The sequence below is a fragment of the Cecembia lonarensis LW9 genome, from assembly GCF_000298295.1.
Lineage (GTDB): Bacteria > Bacteroidota > Bacteroidia > Cytophagales > Cyclobacteriaceae > Cecembia > Cecembia lonarensis.
Genome location: NZ_AMGM01000055.1, coordinates 11,517 through 30,233 on the forward strand (window position 1 = coordinate 11,517; position 18,717 = coordinate 30,233).

Consider the following 18,717-nt stretch of genomic DNA (forward strand, 5'->3'; position numbering starts at 1 on the left):
ATTTCAAGACGAAACTTGTAAGTTAATCATACTTACAAGTTTCGTCTATAAGCTTTAATTTGTGATTTCTATGACTTTAAATTCGGTACGCCTGTTGACCTGATGCTCTTCTTCCGTCTGTGCGTTTTCAATGATCAATTGACGTTTACCATATCCTCTAGCCACTAACCTACTTGCATCTATTCCTTGGGATACGATGTAGGCCACTGCAGACTCAGCTCTTCTTTGGGAGAGCGCATCGTTATAAGCATCACTTGCCCTGGCATCGGTATGTGAGCTCAATTCTATACGGATACCTGGGTTATCTTTCAAAATTTGAACCAACTTATCCAATTCCAAAGCAGCATCAGGTCTGATATCAGCTTTATCCAAGTCATAATAGATGTTTTCCAATACAATGGCCCTTTCAAGAATCAATGGTTCCAGAACGATGGTCGTATCCAAAGTGATGTTCGTAACATCCTGTATCAAATCTTCAGGTCTAGGCGTTTTGCCACGGGTGTCGTATGTGATACTTTTTGAAAAATAGCCAGATTTGGAAGCAATCATAGAGAAGTTTTGTTCGGGAGCCAAAGTAAACCTTAGCCTACCATTGGTATTGGAGAAATCTCCGCCCACATTTTTGTTTTCCGAATCATATAAAACCACCCTGGTTTGAGGAAGCACTGCATCCGTACCATCATCTTTTCTTTCTTTAGTGGTTACGTTTAGAAACACATTGACAATTTTTGGCTTGGGTGTCCTATCCACAAAGAAATAAATGTCATCATCACCTAATCCACCTTCTCTATTAGAAGATAAAAAGCCTTCCGTGGGATATTTTGTGAAGAAAATAGCAAAATCGTCTGATACCGTATTGATATTGGGTCCAAGGTTCTTCACCTCCCAACCTTTATCTGTTCTTTCTGCCACATATAGGTCCAACTTTCCGAATCCAGGGTGACCGTCAGATGCAAAATACAATTTTCCATCAGGGGCCACATAGGGAAACATCTCGTTACCTGGCGTATTGATCTGAGGACCTAAATTTACGGCATTGCCAAAATCCCCATTGGCCAACTTGGTCGCCCTATAAAGGTCCAAGCCGCCTTGTCCATTGGGTCTGTTTGACGAGAAATAAAGCTCATTTCCGTCCGGGCTGAATGCCGGTGTGGTATTGTAAAAAAATTCATCATCATTGACATTCATCCAAATGGGTTGGGTAAACCCCCCACCACGAAAGTAGGAAGCAAACAATTGCACATCTGGTAAATCCTTCCTGTAGGTTGAATTACCTCTGGCATATACAATCAAATTACCATCCGGGCTGATGGCTATGGCCCCTTGATTGAGTCCTGCTTCATTTCTGAATTCGGGCATTGGCTGAATTCCTTGGACGTCTACATTGACCCCCTCGACCCTGGTCCTAAAAATTTGGGTATATGGCATTCCCGTTGCAGGATAGATCCCACTCCCCTGACGGGAGCTGGTAAAATACAGAAATCCCTCACTGACAACCGTCCCGTATTCTATTCCAGGGGTATTCAACAGCCTGTAATTTTCTACTTCCATGTAAGGAAAGTAATTTTCAATGGCATCTATATTTTCCAGGTCTTTGACCTCTTTATCTGCCCACCTTTGATAGGTATCATCCAGGGTAACCGCCTTGGCTTTTTCAAACGCTTCTGCAGCCTCCTCATACTTTCCTTTAGATTTTAAGCTTTGTCCAAGCCGGTAATAAGATTCGAATGTCTCCTCATCTTCTAAAAGTTTGGCATAAAATACTTCTGAATTTTCCACCCGGTTGGTCAGCCTAAAACTTTCTGCCATGTAAAAATTTGCTTCCTTATTATCAGGATCCTCTTCCAGTATTCTGGAAAAAGTATTGATGGCCAATTGGTACTCTCCTGCCTGAAATTGGTTTTGCCCTTTTTGAAAAAGGCTGGTACAGGAGCCCAATACCAAGACTATCATTATCCATAGTACAGTAGAATGCTTCATGGAGCTCAACGAAAGATTTTGTCAATTTTGATAAATATAGGACTTTATGATAATTAATTCATAAAGAATTTGTTCAGCCAACTCTTCTTGGCACTGATCATCCAGTTATTTTGAAGGTCGGATTTTCTTTGAACCACAGGATTTAATACGATGGTATCAGCTTGTAGGATGCCTTCCTCTACTTTAGACTTGATGCCCAATGCCTGACTGACTTCCAGCTTGCTACCTTCATTCATAAAACCCACTTTGCCTTGATCCAGCAAGTTAATACCCAGCTCCTGCTCTATACCCTTAAGGGCACGTACCGAAGAATCAATCGAGCAGCCGGATGCCCCCAATCGGCTTTCATCCACAGCAAGTATGATTACCTGATCAAAACGAATGTCAAATGAAGTGGGCATGAGGGAGCCATGTGTATTCCATTGCTCACAGAACTGTTCCAGTTTTTCTTTAACGAATACAAGTTCAGAATTATTGAATCTCCTGTCGGCCTTATATACCCAGATACGGGAATCATCAGGCATTTGATCAAATGGTTTATACATATTTATTTATACTGATTTCAAAAATAATGGTTTTGATCGAATTTTGGTTCAAAGGGAAAGGCCTAAAAAGAAGAAGCCACACCTACAAAAATTTGCAAGGTGTGGCTCCAAAGCTCTCTATTTATTTCCCTTAATTTCTACCAAGTTCTCTTAGGTGTTTTACATGGGATGCAAAAGCATATCTCATTTTTGGATGCTCGATATAGGGAATGCCATATTCCCTACAAGTCTGTTTGATTATTTCCGATATGGCCGGATAATGAATGTGGGATATATTAGGAAAAAGATGGTGCTCAATCTGAAAGTTCAGACCACCTATTAACCAGGAAAGCAGCTTATTCTTAGTCGCAAAATTCGCAGTAGTTTTTAATTGATGGATAGCCCAATCGTCCTCCAGTTTGTTGGTCAGGCTATCGGGTAAAGGAAAAGAGGTCTCCTCCAAGACATGTGCCAACTGGAAAACCACACTCATGATGATTCCCGTTGCTAAACCAAAGATCAGGAAACCCAAAAGCCAGGGCAGAAATCCTACCATGTAAATGGGCAAGGCAATAAACAAAAACAGATGTACCAACTTAAAGCCCCAAAATGAAACATGGTCGCTAAGGGCCATTTTTTTAATGGGAGTTGCGGCCACCTTTTGAGTGACATATTTCTTGTAGTCAGTAAAGAAGACCCAATAAAAGTAAAGTATGGAATAAATTAAAAGAAAATACCTATGCTGAAAGCGATGGATTTTGTAACGTTTTTGTGCTGGGCCTAGCCTTAAAAATGCCCCTGCATTCAGGTCATCGTCATGGTCATCCACGTTTGTAAAGGAGTGGTGGGCAACATTGTGCTTGGTTTTCCACATGTATACATTCGCACCAAGAAAGTTGATAGAAATACCAGCGAGTTCATTGACCCAGCCTTTGCGGCTAAAACTTCCGTGGGCACCATCATGCATGACATTGAAGCCTATACCAGCAGTTAAGCCTCCTAGAATAATGGCTTCGAGAATAGCAAAGGGCCAAAATGGCGTAAAGAAAACCAAATGGATATATACTCCAATAAATGCCAAAACCATAGCAATGGCTTTGAAGTAGAGGGAGAAATTTCCGGTAGTTTTAAGATTTTTTTCGGTGAAGTAGTTTTTGATTCTTCCTTTCAGGTCTGCGTGAAAAGAAGATGCGGCGTTGAATCTTGGCGGACGCATAAATTGTAATTAATGGATAATCAAATAAGGGAATGAAAAACAAACAAGGGCGATTGTCCGACATTCATCAGCTAAATGTACGCTAAAATATCCATGAATTTTTCAATTTTTACAAAATAAAATTAAATAATGTCCGATTTTAACAAGTTTTAGGAACTAATTAAATCTGCATGCCAACTTAAATGCCAATATTTTTTTCAATGACTTCAATGGCCCTTTCCATCCTTTGCGATAATGTGCCCGAGATCTTTTCATAGGGAATTCCTTTTGAAGCGACCAAACGATGAAAGATATTAAAAAAATACTGCCTCATCCCAGGTTCAGGGTATTCCCGTTGGGGGTCTTCCTGCCAAGGAATATCTATGTCTGTCAAAAGGTAAAGGTCATAAGTTCTCGATTTGATCTGCTCCAGGATCCAATCATCAACTTTTCCATATTTATGCTGGGACCAAACCTGAATCACATGCAGATCAGTATCACAGATCAGCAAACTATGAGCATTCGCTGATTTCATTTCTTCCAGTTGAACCTGCCCTTTAGCAATTTGAAGCAAGTCTTCATAATGATAGGGCCTCTCCAATGCATCGATGTAAGGCCTTGCAAACTCGGGCACCCAAGGACAGGAAAAATGCGATGCCAAAGCTTCACTTAGCGTGCTTTTCCCTGTGGACTCAGGACCAATAACCACTACTTTTTTAAGCATAAACTTCCGGTTTTGACTTAGCTGCTTTAATCCATTCCATCAAACCAATGGTTGCCAATACAGTAAAGAAGAGAAACTGAAATGAAGTAAGCATCAAGCCCTTATAGTAATATAATGGTATAGAGACGATATCGGTTATGATCCAGGCAATCCAGTTTTCCACTTTCTTTTTGGCCATTAACCACATACCTACAAAGGCAGAAGCCGTGGTAAAAGAGTCCCAATAAGGCACGTCTGAATCTGTAAAATTGGCCAAGACAAAATACAAAGCCGCATAAGAACCAAAAAAGAGTGCTATTGAGGAGAAAAGGCCTTTTTTATTCAGCCAGGTAACGGGCAACGCTGCTTTTCCATTGCTTGGTCTGCTCCAAAGGTACCAACCATAAATGGACATGGAAAAATAATAGGCATTGATGCCCATATCAGCATACAATTTATATTTTAGACAGATATACACATAGATCAAAGTGGAAATCATGCCTGTGGGAAAGACCAGTATGTTCTTTTTGATAGAATAAAAAACTGAGGCAATACCAAAAAACACCGCCACAGCTTCCAACCAACTCATTTCAGCTACGCCTTCCTTAATGCCATCCCAAACCCATTGTAAGTCCATAGGGCGAATTAAAGGAGAAAAAACGAAAATCAAGGAAATTTTTTGAAGAGCATTATGGATCAAAGAGAAATTAACCTCCTAATTTAACTTTGTAAACTTTCACAAAATCCTCCTCCTCTTCTAAGTTGACTGGACTGTTATTATTGGAAAGATTTGACTAAAAAAGCCTTTTTCCTTAATTTGGAAAAAAATTTTTATGAAGAACTTGATCAAATTCATTCACCTCTTTTTCTCGATAATGATAATCTCAAACATCATATGGGTGCTGTATCACTGGAATACATATGACCATTATCCCTTCATAGGGTTTGATATACCCTAATATTATTATTTGCCCCTTCAGGGCTTATTTGCTTGGGTGTTTATAACCTCATATTTACAAGCACGGAAAGCAGATAGCTAGAAGCGTTTTATAAAGCTTTCAATAAATCGCCTAGCATATATCAGATTCTGCTTTTCCTAATTTCTCGAAATCCTATCGCTTCACGTTTCTAACTTCTATTCCCCATCACCTACTCAATGGATATTTTCTCACTTCCAAAAGATTTTCCTTCACCAGTAATTCCTGAGCAGTTTTTTGGATGCGCTCTACAGTAACCCCTTCTATATTTTCTCTCGCCTGTAAAATGGCTTCCCAGGGCAAACCGTACAACCTCAAAGTGGACATTTGGGCATTCCAAAAATTATTCCGCCTCAAATTCTCATCCAGGGCAATCCTACGCTTTTCTTTTACTTTGTTCAGGTCCTCCTCGGAAGGTCCATTTTCCTGAATCTTGCGGACTTCTTCCCAAGCGGCCTCTATCAAGGTGTCCACCATGTCCGGACTGCATGGGAATACAATGGAAAAAGAGAAATTACCTACTGGCTGAATACCCATACTGCCACTGGCACCTACCCCATAAACGCCACCGATTTCTTCTCTCAAAGTTTCTATCAATTTGATATTCAAAATCTCCCCGAGATAGGTAATGTCAGTGGCTTTTTCCCGGTCATATTCAAGCTCACCAGTAAACAACATAATGACCTGACTCTTCTCATCCGTACCCACTTTGATATTCTCAGTTCTTCCTCGTGGTGCCCGGATACCCAAATCCCTAAAGCTATCCAAGTTATCAGGATCAGCCGGCAAAGAGGCAATGTATTGCTCCAAAAGCGGTATAAAAGTATCCATGTTGATGTTTCCGGTAAAGAAGAACTCAAAGTTGGCTGCATTGCTGAAACGGTCTGCATAAATCTCCATGGCCCTTGGCATGTCCACTTGATCCAATTCCTCAGGGTCATAAATGCTGCTGGCCCTGAGATTGCCATCTGCAATGATACGGTTCAACTGCTTGGAAAACTGATAATCCGGATTGGACTGGGCAGAAGCCAACTGTGTTTTTTGGTTGTTGATAAATACATCAAATAATTGGCTATCCTCTCTAGGGGAGGTAAAATACAGATAGATCAACTGTAAGGCCATTTCCAAGTCTCTGGGGGAAGTACTACCAGAAATAGTCTGGGAGTAAGTCCCAACATTGGGAGTCACTGAAACAGATTTACCGGCAAGTATTTTTCGTAAATCAGAAGGTGTAAAATCCCCTATCCCCATCACATTGACCAAAACCCCAGCATAACTTGCGGAATAATGGTCCTCGTCTCCAAATACCGATACTCCTCCCTCTCCTCTGGCACTGAAGACAATCTCATCATTTTTGAAATCAGTCGGCTTAACAAAAACCTTGACCCCATTGGAAAGCACCAATTCAAATACATCCACCGCTTCCACATGCTCCTTGGAAAGGATACTTCCAGGCTGTGGCAGCACTTCCAGTAATTGCTCTCCTAAGAGCCTTTCTTCGTAAGGCGCCAATTCCATCTGATCCACCAGGTCAAATAAAGCCAAAACCTGCTCCTCCGAAGGTAGATTATCTTTTTCTGTATCTGGGGCAGTGATGATAATTACCCTATTGTCTTCCCTGACCAAGGCTTTGGCAAGTGCATTCATCTCTTCCAAAGTAATCTCTGGAATTATTTCCTGGTAGAATTCATATTTCCACGCTTCCCCTTCGGCAAAGCGTCCTTTCAGAAAATGATTGACATATCGACCTACCAAAGAGGAAGATTCAGACTTATCCATTTCCTTGTAAGCTCTTTCCGCATTATTTATTACCGCCCGCTTTACCCTGTCGAGTTCTGCTTGGGTAAAACCAAATTGGGACACCCTTTCATTCTCCAAAATCAAGGCTTGAATGCCAGCTTCTATCTTACCGGGAGCCACTACCCCGGAGGCAGAGAAATAATCCAGATCCCTTACAAAATTCCCATAACCGGTTCCTGCAAAAATAAAAGGTGCATCGGGCTGCTGTCTGATTTCATCCAACCTTTGCGTAAGCATGCCTCCATAGAGGTTTCTCAATAACAAATTCCTGTAATCTGCCTTGGTATTGGTTGGCAAGGCCTTGTGCTTATAAAAAAGTTGGATCTGAATACCTGGAGCCTCATGGTCAGTCAAGATGGATACGAAGGTCTCCTCATGTTCGGGGACTTCAAAATGCTTTCTTTTTGGTGCCCTTTTTGGGTTATCCATGTCTCCAAAAAACTCTTCGATCAGGGACAGTAAGGCACCCGGATCTGCATCTCCCACGGCAATCACGGCCATGTTGTCCGGCCGGTACCAATCCCGGTAAAATTGTCTAATGGTTTCATATTCAAAGTTTTCCACAATTTCCATTTGTCCAATTGGCAGGCGGTTGGCATATTGGGAATTATAAAGCATGATGGGCAGATATTGGTCTCTCAGCCTTTGGGAATAACCTTGTCCTGTTCTCCATTCCTCCACGATGATACTGCGTTCGGCATCAATATCCTCTTCCCTCATCAAAATCCCTCCGGCCCAATCGCTCAGTACCAAAAAACCACTTCTGAGCTTTTCTTCATCATCAGAGGGAATGGGCAGGATATAGACCGTCTCGTCAAAACTGGTGTAAGCATTGAGATCAGCCCCAAATGCCACCCCAATGGACTGTAGGTAAGAAACCAATTCATTTTTTTCAAAATTCCTCGTCCCATTAAAAGCCATGTGCTCAGTGAAATGGGCAAGCCCCTGCTGCTTATCTGTTTCTAAGACCGAACCGGCATTTACTGCCAGCCGGAGTTCCACTTTATTTTCAGGCTTTGGATTTTGTTGTATGTAATAGGTGAGTCCATTGGAAAGTACACCCATCCTGACCCTTGGATCCAGGGGAACTTCTTGGCTAAGATCCACTTGGGAGAAGCCTTGGATAAGGACAAAAAATAAAAGAAGAAGGGTGGAAGTTATGGTTTTGTTGGTTTTCATTTTCAGAAATGGCTGATTGAAGCTAACAAATTAGTAAAAGGCCATAAAAATCACCTATTCCTTGCTGCTAATTCTATTAAAAAAAACCGCTTCCTGAATTATTTCCGGAAGCGGTAAAAAATCATTTGACACAAACTATTGGCCCTGACCCAGGGAATAGGCCGATTTTCCTTCAAATGCATAAAGGTTTTCTGTTTTGATCACATCCACCTGATTGGCTTCCGCTACCCGTAGCAATTGGATGATATGTTGCTTGGTAAGCTGTTTTCCTTCCAAGGGCTTGAACCTACAGCGCCAGTGGTCTGTACAGAAAGTTTCACGGAACCCCTCAGGCCACACTTTGATCCCCCGGTTGGTGATCATCGTCAACTTCACCTCGCTTGAATTCATTACCTGAAGTTTTTCCGCCAATTCCTCGGCATCTGTGCCAGCCCAGTGCACGAAAATATCCACTCCTTCCAGTTCCTTCTGAAGTGGGGTCTTACGGGTATATTTGGGAAGATTAAGACTGCTTTCCTTGGCATAACTTACTGCCTTAAGCTGAGATGGCTTATTTCCTAAATTACTGATCACCGCTTCGGCAAACTCTTTGGTACCCACTTTTTCTTTACTTACCCCTTCTTTGTAGATGTCATAGGTATGGATTCCATCCTCAATGGTCTTCAACCAGGCGTTTTGTACTTTTTCAGCTACCTCACTTTGTCCGATATGGGCCAACATTTGAATGGCTCCCTGCAAGAGACCGGAAGGATTGGCCATGTTTTGACCAGCTCTTCTTGGTGCTGAACCATGGATCGCTTCAAACATGGCGCATTCTTCACCAATATTGGCAGAACCTGCCAATCCTACAGAACCTGCTATCTGCGCAGCTACATCACTCAGCACATCTCCATACAGATTGGGCATTACAATTACATCAAAAGCTTCCGGCGTATCCGCCATTTTGGCCGCACCGATGTCAATGATCCAATGCTCATTTTCAATTTCAGGATACTCTTTGGCAATTTCATCAAAAACCTGATGGAAAAGTCCATCGGTCTGCTTCATGATATTGTCTTTGGTAAAACAGGTTACTTTTTTACGCCCATACTGTTTGGCATATTCAAATGCATATCTAACTATTTTCTCGCAACCAGGCCTACTGATGAGTTTCAGACACTGAACCACCTCGTCGGTTTGCTGATGTTCAATGCCTGCATACAGGTCCTCTTCATTCTCCCGTACGATTACAATATCCATCTGCGGGTGCTTGGTTTTCACATAAGGGTGCAAACTCATACAAGGGCGGATATTGGCATATAGGCCCAAAAATTTCCTTGTGGTCACATTCAAACTCTTATACCCTCCACCTTGCGGTGTGGTAATCGGAGCTTTCAAAAAAACTTTGTTTCTACGGATAGTATCCCAAGATTCTTTGGCGATGCCTGAAGTGTTACCGGCTAAATAAACTTTTTCACCTACTTCAATTTCATCAACCTCGATTTGGGCACCTGCGGCTTTGATAATGGCGAGCGTGGCGTCCATAATTTCCGGACCAATGCCATCTCCTTTTGCGACTGTAATTCGTTTCATTGCCTTTCGATTTTTTTGATGTTTATAGGACAAAATTGAGCATTCTATTTCATAAGTTTTTATTTATGTTTAATATACTAAATATAAATGTTGTTAATGATTTAAGCAAGCCCACACCCCACTTATAAAATCATGGACAAAGAAAATTTCTAAAAAAATTTTATGGTCTGTGATTTTTCTCAAGCGAATCAAAAACCTGGATTTCCAGATAGAAAAAGTCAGAGCTCTCCCAGCTTACTCCCTTTTTTATCTACCCGTTTCCGGCTTTTTGGACTGCCAATAATCTGGGAATTGTAAATTCCGGCATGGCCACTGAAAATATAGGCCAAGACACAGGCCAAACCGATAAATATGCCAGCCTCTGCTCCAAAAAGTTCAATTCCCATTAGGGTACAGGCCAATGGGGTATTGGTCGCCCCTGCAAAAACGCCCACAAAGCCCGCTCCGGCCAATAAAGCCATGGGCAAAGGAATGATTCCGGAAAGGGCATTACCAAGTGTAGCACCTGTATAGAACAAAGGTGTAACCTCCCCTCCTTTAAAACCTGCCCCAAGGGTAAGCGAGGTCATAAAAATTTTAACCAAAGAATCATACCATGGGAGGCCTTCAGAAAAAGCATCTACAATAGTGGGTACTCCCAAACCAATGTATTTGGTAGTACCCATAGCCCAAACCAATAATGCCACCAAAATACCTCCCAGAACAGGTCTTAAGGGTGGATAGGAAATATAATGCTTAAAAATATGCAACCAGGTGTGGGTGGCTTTGGCAAATAAGCGACCTGCCAAACCAAAAGCGATTCCTGCTGGAATGATCCATAACAGGTTAGGAATATTGATCGCTGGAATGATATCGATGGCATAATGGGTATGATGCACGTTCCAAAATTCTGCACAGGCATAATCGGCCACATAGGCACTGATAAAGGCCGGTAAGATGGCCTCATACCTGATCCTGCCTATGACCAACCATTCCAAAGCAAAGACTGCTCCCGCCAATGGCGTACCAAAAACAGAAGCAAAACCGGAAGCCACACCGATAGTAATCAATATTTTCCGATCTTCTTTGGACAGTTTAAGCCATTTGGTAAACTGGTCCGCAATGGCACCGCCCATTTGTACAGCTGTACCTTCCCTTCCTGCAGATCCACCAAAAAGATGGGTAGCCAAAGTGCCAAATAATACCAAAGGAGCCATACGCAAAGGAATGGTCTTTTGTGGATTGTAAAATTCTTCCAACAATTGGTTATTCCCCTTGACCACTGACTCGCCCAAGTAATGGTAAGTCAGTCCTATTATTAAACCTCCAAGGGGCAAAAGGGCAATGATCCAAAGATTGCCCTCTCTATAATTGGTCACCCAATCCAAAGACACCAAAAAAAACGCAGAGGCTGAACCAGCCAAAAAAGCCACCACACCGGCAATGATGAGCCACTTGATGGTAAATACGAAATTTGGCAGAAACTCTAATTGAAGAAATTCTTTGGTTTTCAAAAAAGACATGATCCTCTCCAACATACAGGATAAATTTTAAGTTTTACAGTTGAAGCAGGAGTCATCAGCACCAAAAAAGGGCGGTTAAAGGTGGTACCCCATCACCTAGATCTTGACAAAAATAGAATTTCTCTTCGAAATCTTTAGCAGAAAGCTGAATTTTATGTATTATAAAAACAAATCAAGACCTAAAGGAATTGTTGCATCAGAATTATTAGACATGAAAAACATATTGATTACCGGGGGTTCCGGACTGGTAGGCAAAAAAATCACCCAATTGTTAGAAAGACGAGGCTACCAGGTAGCTTGGCTCAGCCGCAATCCTGAAAAATACAAGCAAAAATCCTTTGCCTGGGATGTGGATAAGTTCAAATTGGATTCTGAGGCCATTACCTGGGCAGATGGAATCATCCACCTAGCAGGAGAAGGCGTGGCAGATAAGCGTTGGACGGCCAAAAGGAAAAAGGCCATTTTGGAAAGCCGGACCCAATCCACGGCATTGCTCTATGCTTCCATAGAAAAGTCGGATAAAAAGCCTGAGGCATTCATTTCGGCCTCTGCGGTGGGTTACTATGGTTTCAACACCGGTGAGGCGTTGATGGAAGAAAATGGAGCGGCAGGAACAGATTTTTTGGCACAGGTAGTCATTGCCTGGGAAGATCAGGTTAAAAAAATTGCGGAATTGGGAGTCCGTACGGTCCTCTTGAGGATCGGGATCGTATTGGACAATAAGGGTGGGGCTTTGGTAGAGATGCTCAAGCCGCCTGTAGCCGCTCCCCTTGGCAATGGTAAACAATGGATGAGCTGGATTGCCATTGATGACCTGGCCAGGATGTTCTTTTTTGCCTTGGAAAACAATGAAGTAAGTGGTATCTATAATGCAGTAGGACCCAAACCTGCTACCAATGAGGAGCTCACGCAAAAAGCAGCCAAAAAGGTGGGGAAATTGTATATGGGTATGGGCGTGCCTGGCTTTGCGCTCAAGCTGGTATTAGGAGAAATGGCTCAGATGGTATTGGGAGGCAATAAGGTCTCCGCCAAAAAAATCAAAGATGCCGGATTTGAATTCCGCTATCCTAGTTTGGAAGAGGCTCTGGAAAAGATTTACAATACAGATTGATTTAAATTTAACCACTGAACTTTTCCCGCAAGGCGTGATGAGTTTGGATTAACGCAGATTCCTTTTCACTTGAAGTTATATTGTGGATAACTTTGCAATCCTGGGGGAAATGTCCTTTAAGGTTATTAAAGGGTAGATTTTTTCCCGAATACGAACCACAAAATGGTACCCAGAAGAGGCAAGAACAATACCACCAAAATCCATACAATCCTGTCATTTGGTCCACCAAACTTACTCGTAATCACGTCATAAATGGTATAGGCGTATATGGCCAGACCAACAATCCCTAATCCAAACATACCTTTTCAGTTAAATCATTATTTGTCAAAATATTTCCTATGATTGGCTTTTTGTTCCCTTGAAATAATAAAGTAGGCAAAAGGTCCTATAGGGTTAGCAAAAATTAGGACAATCGCCCATACCAGTTTCATATTGCTGTCTTTAAACTCGGACTTCAACAGATCGACCAATGCCCAAAGCCAAAGTATGGCATAACCAATACCCAACAGAAGAAAAAAAATTGCGTATGCAGAATTAATTATAAAATCCATACCATCAAGAATTATTGCCTTTCAAACGAAAATAAGGATTATTTTACCAAATAATGACAACATTGGACATTAATTGAAAACTTAGTATGATGATGAAGACCATGCGAATTGTTTTTACCCTGATTTTAGCCTGTTCACTATTCTCCCTTCAGGCACAAAATACCCTTGAATATTACCTTCCAGAGGGATTTACTTATAATCCAAATGTACCCACCCCAAAATCAGTTTTGGGTTTTGAAGTTGGGGATTGGCATGCCAGCCACGATCAAGTGGTGATGTACATGCAGGCCGTGGCCGCTGCTTCTGAGCGGGTGAGTATTGAAATCATTGGTAGGTCTTATGAATTAAGGCCTCAGGTAGTGCTGACCATTACCTCTCCCAACAATCTTGGAAAATTGGATCAGATAAAAGCTGAAAGAAAAAAACTACGTGACCCGTCAGCTAGTCCAGATGTACAAAACATGCCGCTGGTCATGTGGGCAGGTTATGCTGTGCATGGTAACGAAGCTTCGGCAGTCAATGCTGCCCTCTTGTCCGCCTACCATTTTGCAGCTGCCAATGAAATCGACGCAGCATTGGAAAACATCATTATTGTTTTGGATCCGGCATTGAATCCAGATGGCGTGAACAGGTTTGCGTCCTGGGTCAATTCCCACAAGAGTTACGTCCTGAATGGGGATCCGAATAACAGGGAACTCAACGAGGCTTGGCCAAGAGGCAGAACGAACCACTATTGGTTTGATTTGAACAGGGACTGGTTGCCTGCACAGCATCCAGAGTCCCGTAACCGAGTAGCCAAATTTCAGGAATGGCTGCCCAATATCCACTTGGACCATCATGAAATGGGAACCAACAGCACCTTTTTCTTCCAGCCGGGTATTCCCGCGAGAAATCACCCTTTAACTCCAAAAAAGAACTTTGAATTAACCGAAAAGATTGGACAGTTCCACGCCAAGCATTTGGATAAAATAGGTTCTCTTTACTATTCCCAAGAAAGTTTTGATGATTTCTACTACGGAAAAGGGTCTACTTACCCGGACGTTCAGGGTTCTATAGGGATTCTCTTTGAACAAGCTTCTTCAAGAGGACATCTGCAGGAAAGTATATATGGGCCTTTGACCTTTGCCTTTACCATCCGCAATCAATTTGTGACCACGCTTTCTTCATTTGAAGCAGCAAAAGAAATGCGTGTAGAATTGAACACTTTCATGCGGGATTTTTACCGAGAAGTAAAAAATGAATACGACGCAGATTCCAACAAAGCATTTATCTTCGGTTCCAAATCAGATGCTGGAAGGACTTTTCATCTGGCAGACATCATTCTCCAACATGACATTGACCTTTTCAGCCTAAAAGAAGACATTACCGTCAATGGGGTAGAATTCAAAAAAGAAAAAGCCTACATCGTTCCACTCAATCAACCGCAGTACAGGCTGATCAAATCCATGTTTGAGACCAGAACAAGCTTCCAGGACAGCCTTTTCTACGATGTTTCTGCCTGGACCATGCCTATGGCTTTCAATTTGGATTACATGAACCTGAGTAGCAGAATTCTTAATCTGGCTTCCGTTGAACCGGTGGAAAAAAGTCTTTCGCTTAGAGAAGGACAAGTAATTGGTGAACCAGGAGCCTATAGCTACATCTTCGAATGGTCTGAATATTATGCGCCTAAAGCAGCTTATACCCTCATGGATAAAGGATACCTTGTTAGAGTGGCACATGATGAAATTACCTTGCCCGAGGGTACAAAAATGAAACGCGGAAGCATCATCGTTGATAAAGGCTTAAGTAAAGTGGAAGACGACAAGTTTTTTGCTGACCTTCAAGAGACAGCCAAAACTTCCGGTTTGGATATCCATGCGGTAAGTACCGGTTACACTAAAGGTATTAACCTTGGGTCACCAAAAATTGATGTACTTAAAAAGCCGGAAATAGCCATTCTTGTTGAGGGTGGGGTAAGCAGTGCAGAGGCAGGAGAAGCTTGGCACTTGTTTGATCAAAGGATGGGAATGCCTGCCACCTTGCTTCCAATGGACAGGTTAAATGCTGTGGATCTTAGCCGGTATAATGTCATTTATATGCCCAATGGCAATTACAGTGCCTTAGGTAAGGCTGGGGCGGAAAAAATCAAAGCTTGGATCAGTGCTGACAATACCCTGATCGCCAGAGGAGCTGCCATGAATTGGCTTGCACAGCAGGAAGTAGCAGAGTTTAAGTTTAAAAATGAACCTGAAAAAGACGAACAAATACAAAGGGCTTATGCGGATTTTCAAAATGCCACCGGAGCGAAAGTAACCGGAGGCGCGATTTTCAATGCAAAATTGGATATCACTCACCCAATCGGTTATGGTTTTGAAAATGGCGATATTTTCAGTTTTAGAAGCGGCAACCAATTCTTGCTGCCAGCTGAAAACCCTTATGCCAACCCCATGGTATATACCTCCAATCCTTTGGCCAGTGGTTACCTTCATCCAAGCAATTTGGAGAAAATTAAAGAAACAGGTACTGTTCAGATTGCAGCTGTGGGGAGGGGCAGAATCATTGGAATGGCGGATAATCCTAACTTCAGGGCATTTTGGTTTGGCACGAATAAACTGTTTCTGAATGCTGTGTTCTTCGGGCAAACCATCAATCAGGGTACTGCAAGGTAAACCTGATTAAATAATTCCTGGATTTCCCTTTTGATCACGCTGTCATCCAAGGTATTATTTCTTAAGTGGCTGGATTCAACTTCGAATTCAGCCATTTTTATTGCCCCATCAGTTCGGTATAGGGTATACAAGGTAAAAAAAGGCAGGACCAAACGACCCTACCCTTTTTACCTTTTTTCAGCTTTTATCAAGCCAAATCAAAACGGTCCAAATTCATCACTTTGTCCCAAGCGGCCACAAAGTCTTTGACAAATTTCTCTTTGCCGTCAGAACAACCATAAACTTCAGCAATGGCCCTCAATTCACTATTGGATCCAAATACCAAGTCTGCCCTGGTGGCGGTCCATTTTGGTTCTCCGCTATTTCTATCGCTTCCCATAAACACATTCTGCGCATCGGAAGTAGCTTTCCAGGTGGTTCCCAAATCCAATAAGTTCACGAAGAAATCATTGGTCAAAACCCCGGGCTTATCTGTCAGGACACCATGCTTGGAACCTTTGAAATTGGCGCCCAATACACGCATTCCACCTATTAAAGCCGTCATTTCAGGTGCAGTAAGGGTCATCAATTGTGCTTTATCCACCAACATTTCCTCTCCCTTCAAAGGACAATCAGCCCTCAAATAATTACGGAATCCGTCAGCAACAGGCTCCAAGTAAGCAAAAGATTCTACCTCTGTTTGCTCTAAGGAAGCATCCATCCTGCCTGGTGTAAATGGAACTTTTACATCCATTCCTGCATCCTTGGCCGCTTTCTCAATGGCAGCACATCCTCCCAGTACAATCAAATCAGCTAGTGAAACTTTTTTATTGCCGCCAGCAGTGCTATTGAATTCTCCCTGAATACTTTCCAGAGTACCCAATACTTTCTTCAACTGTTCTGGCTGATTGACTTCCCAGTTAATTTGAGGCTCAAGACGGACACGTCCACCATTGGCCCCACCGCGCTTATCAGAATTTCTAAAAGTAGAAGCAGAAGACCATGCGGTATATACCAGTTCTGAAACAGTCAATCCGGAAGCCAGGATATTGGCTTTCAATCCTTCAATGTCTTTTTCGTTGGCCAATTCATGGTTTACTGCAGGAATTGGATCTTGCCAGATCAAATCATCTGCCGGCACTTCAGGACCTAAATACCTGGATTTTGGTCCCATGTCCCTATGCAATAATTTGAACCAAGCTTTGGCAAAAGCATCGGCAAATTCCTCTGGATTTTCATAGAAATGCCTGGAGATCTTCTCGTATTCCGGATCAAATCTCAAGGCAAGGTCAGTGGTCAACATGAAAGGCTTGTGGAACTTACCTGGAATATGGGCATCAGGGACGATGGCTTCAGCGTTACTGGCTACCCACTGGTTGGCACCCCCTGGACTTTTGGTCAGCTCCCACTCATTCTCAAACAGAAACTTGAAATAATCGTGTCCCCATTTGGTAGGCGTAGAAGTCCAAGCGCCTTCCAAACCGGAAGTAATGGTATCCTCAGAATGGCCTTTACCAAAGTTATTTTTCCAACCCATGCTCATCTGCTCAATAGAAGCAGCTGCAGGCTCTCTTTCCAAATATTTTGAATCAGGTGCAGCACCGTGGGTTTTACCGAATGTATGTCCTCCTGCAATCAAAGCCACTGTTTCATAATCGTTCATCGCCATCCTTCCGAATGTCTCGCGTATGTCTCGCGCTGCTGCCACAGGGTCAGGTTTACCGTTAGGCCCTTCAGGGTTCACATAAATTAAACCCATTTGAACTGCTCCAAGCGGATTTTCCAATTCCCTGTCTCCTGTATAGCGCTTATCACCTAACCATTCTGTTTCCGCTCCCCAGTAAATATCCTCCTCAGGCTCCCAAACGTCCTCACGGCCACCAGCAAATCCATAAGTCTCAAGTCCCATTGATTCCAATGCCACATTGCCTGTCAAGAGCATCAAATCCGCCCAAGAAAGCTTCTTACCATATTTCTGTTTAACTGGCCATAATAAAAGTCTTGCCTTATCTAGGTTGGTATTGTCAGGCCAGCTATTAAGCGGTGCAAAACGCTGCGTACCAGTCGCTCCTCCACCTCTGCCATCATGGACCCTATAGGTACCTGCACTGTGCCAGGCCATACGGATCATAAATGGGCCATAATGTCCAAAATCTGCTGGCCACCATTCCTGTGAGGTAGTCAATACCTTTTCAATATCCGCTTTAACTTCTTTCAGATCCAAAGACTGGAATTCCTTGGCATAATCAAAATCGGGATCCATAGGATTGGACAGGCGTGAATGCTGTCTTAAAATTCCCAGATTCAGTTGATTGGGCCACCAATCTCGGTTACTGGTGCCACCACCCGCTACAAACTTCATTTCACCATTGTGAAAAGGGCACTTACTGATATCGCCTCCGTTCATACCATTACCATTGGATCCATGTGGGTTTACATCTTTTTCTGCCATAATTTAATTTTAGTTTATTGTTAAGTTAGATTTTATGCTTTTAAACGCTTAAGGTAACATAAATTGATTTATAAATCCAATAGATATTAACTATGAGCATTCTGTTATTTCGATGGGTTCCTAATTTACAAAATTAACCCCTGTAGTTCAATCTTTTTGGATAGTAGTAAAGCTGATATTGATCATCATTCCAAAATACTTTAGACCCATAAAACCATACGGAAAAATATTGGTTGAAGGATAAGAATTTAGGTAAAAAATGAGTCAATGAAGGCCATAGTGAGTTTGAATAATACTAAAATAACTATGGATTATGACCTTCAGGTCGTATTTTAGCGCAGCAAAAAATTGTCTAATAATTTCATATCATGAGCATTAGAATAGAGAAAGATACCATGGGGCCGGTAGAGGTTCCCGCAGAAAAATATTGGGGAGCACAGACCCAAAGATCCATAAACAACTTTAAGATAGGCGGACCGCGTAACCGCATGCCGATCGAGATTATCCGAGCTTTCGCCATTTTGAAAAAATCCGCTGCTTT

General features: G+C 42.3%; 13 protein-coding genes, 1 pseudogene and 1 riboswitch. Of the genes and pseudogenes, 3 read left to right on the forward strand and 11 right to left on the reverse strand.

Annotated elements, in window-relative coordinates; all coding sequences use genetic code 11:
• Positions 1-54: 54 nt before the first annotated feature.
• The 8 genes from B879_RS14905 to B879_RS14940 form a co-directional block, all read right to left on the reverse strand.
• Positions 55-1,980: a CHU_0125 family OmpA-like outer membrane integrity protein gene (locus B879_RS14905; RefSeq protein ID WP_009186031.1), complete on the reverse strand. Its 1,926-nt coding sequence runs from the start codon at positions 1,978-1,980 to the stop codon at positions 55-57.
• Positions 1,981-2,033: 53 nt separating this feature from the next.
• Positions 2,034-2,525, reverse strand: a complete 492-nt coding sequence (locus B879_RS14910) for a hypothetical protein (protein ID WP_040400837.1) — start codon at positions 2,523-2,525, stop codon at positions 2,034-2,036.
• A 130-nt stretch (positions 2,526-2,655) separates the two neighbouring features.
• The gene (locus B879_RS14915; RefSeq protein WP_009186033.1) at positions 2,656-3,720 is read right to left on the reverse strand and encodes a fatty acid desaturase family protein; all 1,065 of its coding nucleotides are present in this window, start codon (positions 3,718-3,720) and stop codon (positions 2,656-2,658) included.
• Positions 3,721-3,898: 178 nt separating this feature from the next.
• Positions 3,899-4,423 carry an AAA family ATPase gene (locus tag B879_RS14920; RefSeq protein WP_009186034.1) on the reverse strand — a complete coding sequence of 175 codons (525 nt, stop codon included), beginning with the start codon at positions 4,421-4,423 and terminating at the stop codon, positions 3,899-3,901.
• On the reverse strand, positions 4,416-5,039 hold the full coding sequence (gene pnuC, locus B879_RS14925) for a nicotinamide riboside transporter PnuC (protein WP_009186035.1): 624 nt from the start codon (positions 5,037-5,039) through the stop codon (positions 4,416-4,418). Before pnuC ends, B879_RS14920 begins: the two co-directional genes overlap by 8 nt.
• Before the next feature lie 508 nt (positions 5,040-5,547).
• Complete coding sequence (locus B879_RS14930) at positions 5,548-8,358, reverse strand: M16 family metallopeptidase (protein ID WP_009186036.1); 2,811 nt, start codon at positions 8,356-8,358, stop codon at positions 5,548-5,550.
• A 135-nt stretch (positions 8,359-8,493) separates the two neighbouring features.
• Positions 8,494-9,930 (reverse strand): NADP-dependent isocitrate dehydrogenase, encoded by a 1,437-nt coding sequence (locus B879_RS14935; protein WP_009186037.1) that lies wholly within the window; start codon positions 9,928-9,930, stop codon positions 8,494-8,496.
• A gap of 218 nt (positions 9,931-10,148) precedes the next feature.
• Entirely contained in the window at positions 10,149-11,447 is a 1,299-nt protein-coding gene (locus tag B879_RS14940; protein WP_009186038.1) for a voltage-gated chloride channel family protein, read from the reverse strand.
• A 24-nt stretch (positions 11,448-11,471) separates the two neighbouring features.
• Positions 11,472-11,538: riboswitch (Fluoride riboswitch) on the reverse strand.
• 105 nt (positions 11,539-11,643) lie between these two features.
• Between B879_RS14940 and B879_RS14945 the strand changes: the two genes are divergently transcribed.
• Positions 11,644-12,543 (forward strand): TIGR01777 family oxidoreductase, encoded by a 900-nt coding sequence (locus tag B879_RS14945; RefSeq protein WP_040400840.1) that lies wholly within the window; start codon positions 11,644-11,646, stop codon positions 12,541-12,543.
• 125 nt (positions 12,544-12,668) lie between these two features.
• Here the strand turns inward: B879_RS14945 and B879_RS22180 are convergent, their stop codons facing one another.
• Both B879_RS22180 and B879_RS14950 read right to left on the reverse strand, forming a co-directional pair.
• Complete coding sequence (locus B879_RS22180) at positions 12,669-12,842, reverse strand: PLDc N-terminal domain-containing protein (RefSeq protein ID WP_009186040.1); 174 nt, start codon at positions 12,840-12,842, stop codon at positions 12,669-12,671.
• Positions 12,843-12,860: 18 nt separating this feature from the next.
• Positions 12,861-13,094 carry a PLD nuclease N-terminal domain-containing protein gene (locus B879_RS14950; RefSeq protein ID WP_009186041.1) on the reverse strand — a complete coding sequence of 78 codons (234 nt, stop codon included), beginning with the start codon at positions 13,092-13,094 and terminating at the stop codon, positions 12,861-12,863.
• 86 nt (positions 13,095-13,180) lie between these two features.
• On the opposite strand from B879_RS14950, the gene B879_RS14955 reads away from it, so the two are divergent.
• Complete coding sequence (locus B879_RS14955; RefSeq protein ID WP_009186042.1) at positions 13,181-15,745, forward strand: M14 metallopeptidase family protein; 2,565 nt, start codon at positions 13,181-13,183, stop codon at positions 15,743-15,745.
• A 187-nt stretch (positions 15,746-15,932) separates the two neighbouring features.
• Here the strand turns inward: B879_RS14955 and katG are convergent, their stop codons facing one another.
• Complete coding sequence (gene katG, locus B879_RS14960) at positions 15,933-18,176, reverse strand: catalase/peroxidase HPI (RefSeq protein ID WP_009186043.1); 2,244 nt, start codon at positions 18,174-18,176, stop codon at positions 15,933-15,935.
• 368 nt (positions 18,177-18,544) lie between these two features.
• Here katG and fumC point away from each other — a divergent pair.
• Positions 18,545-18,717 (forward strand): annotated as a pseudogene (gene fumC, locus B879_RS14965) (class II fumarate hydratase); the annotation flags it as partial.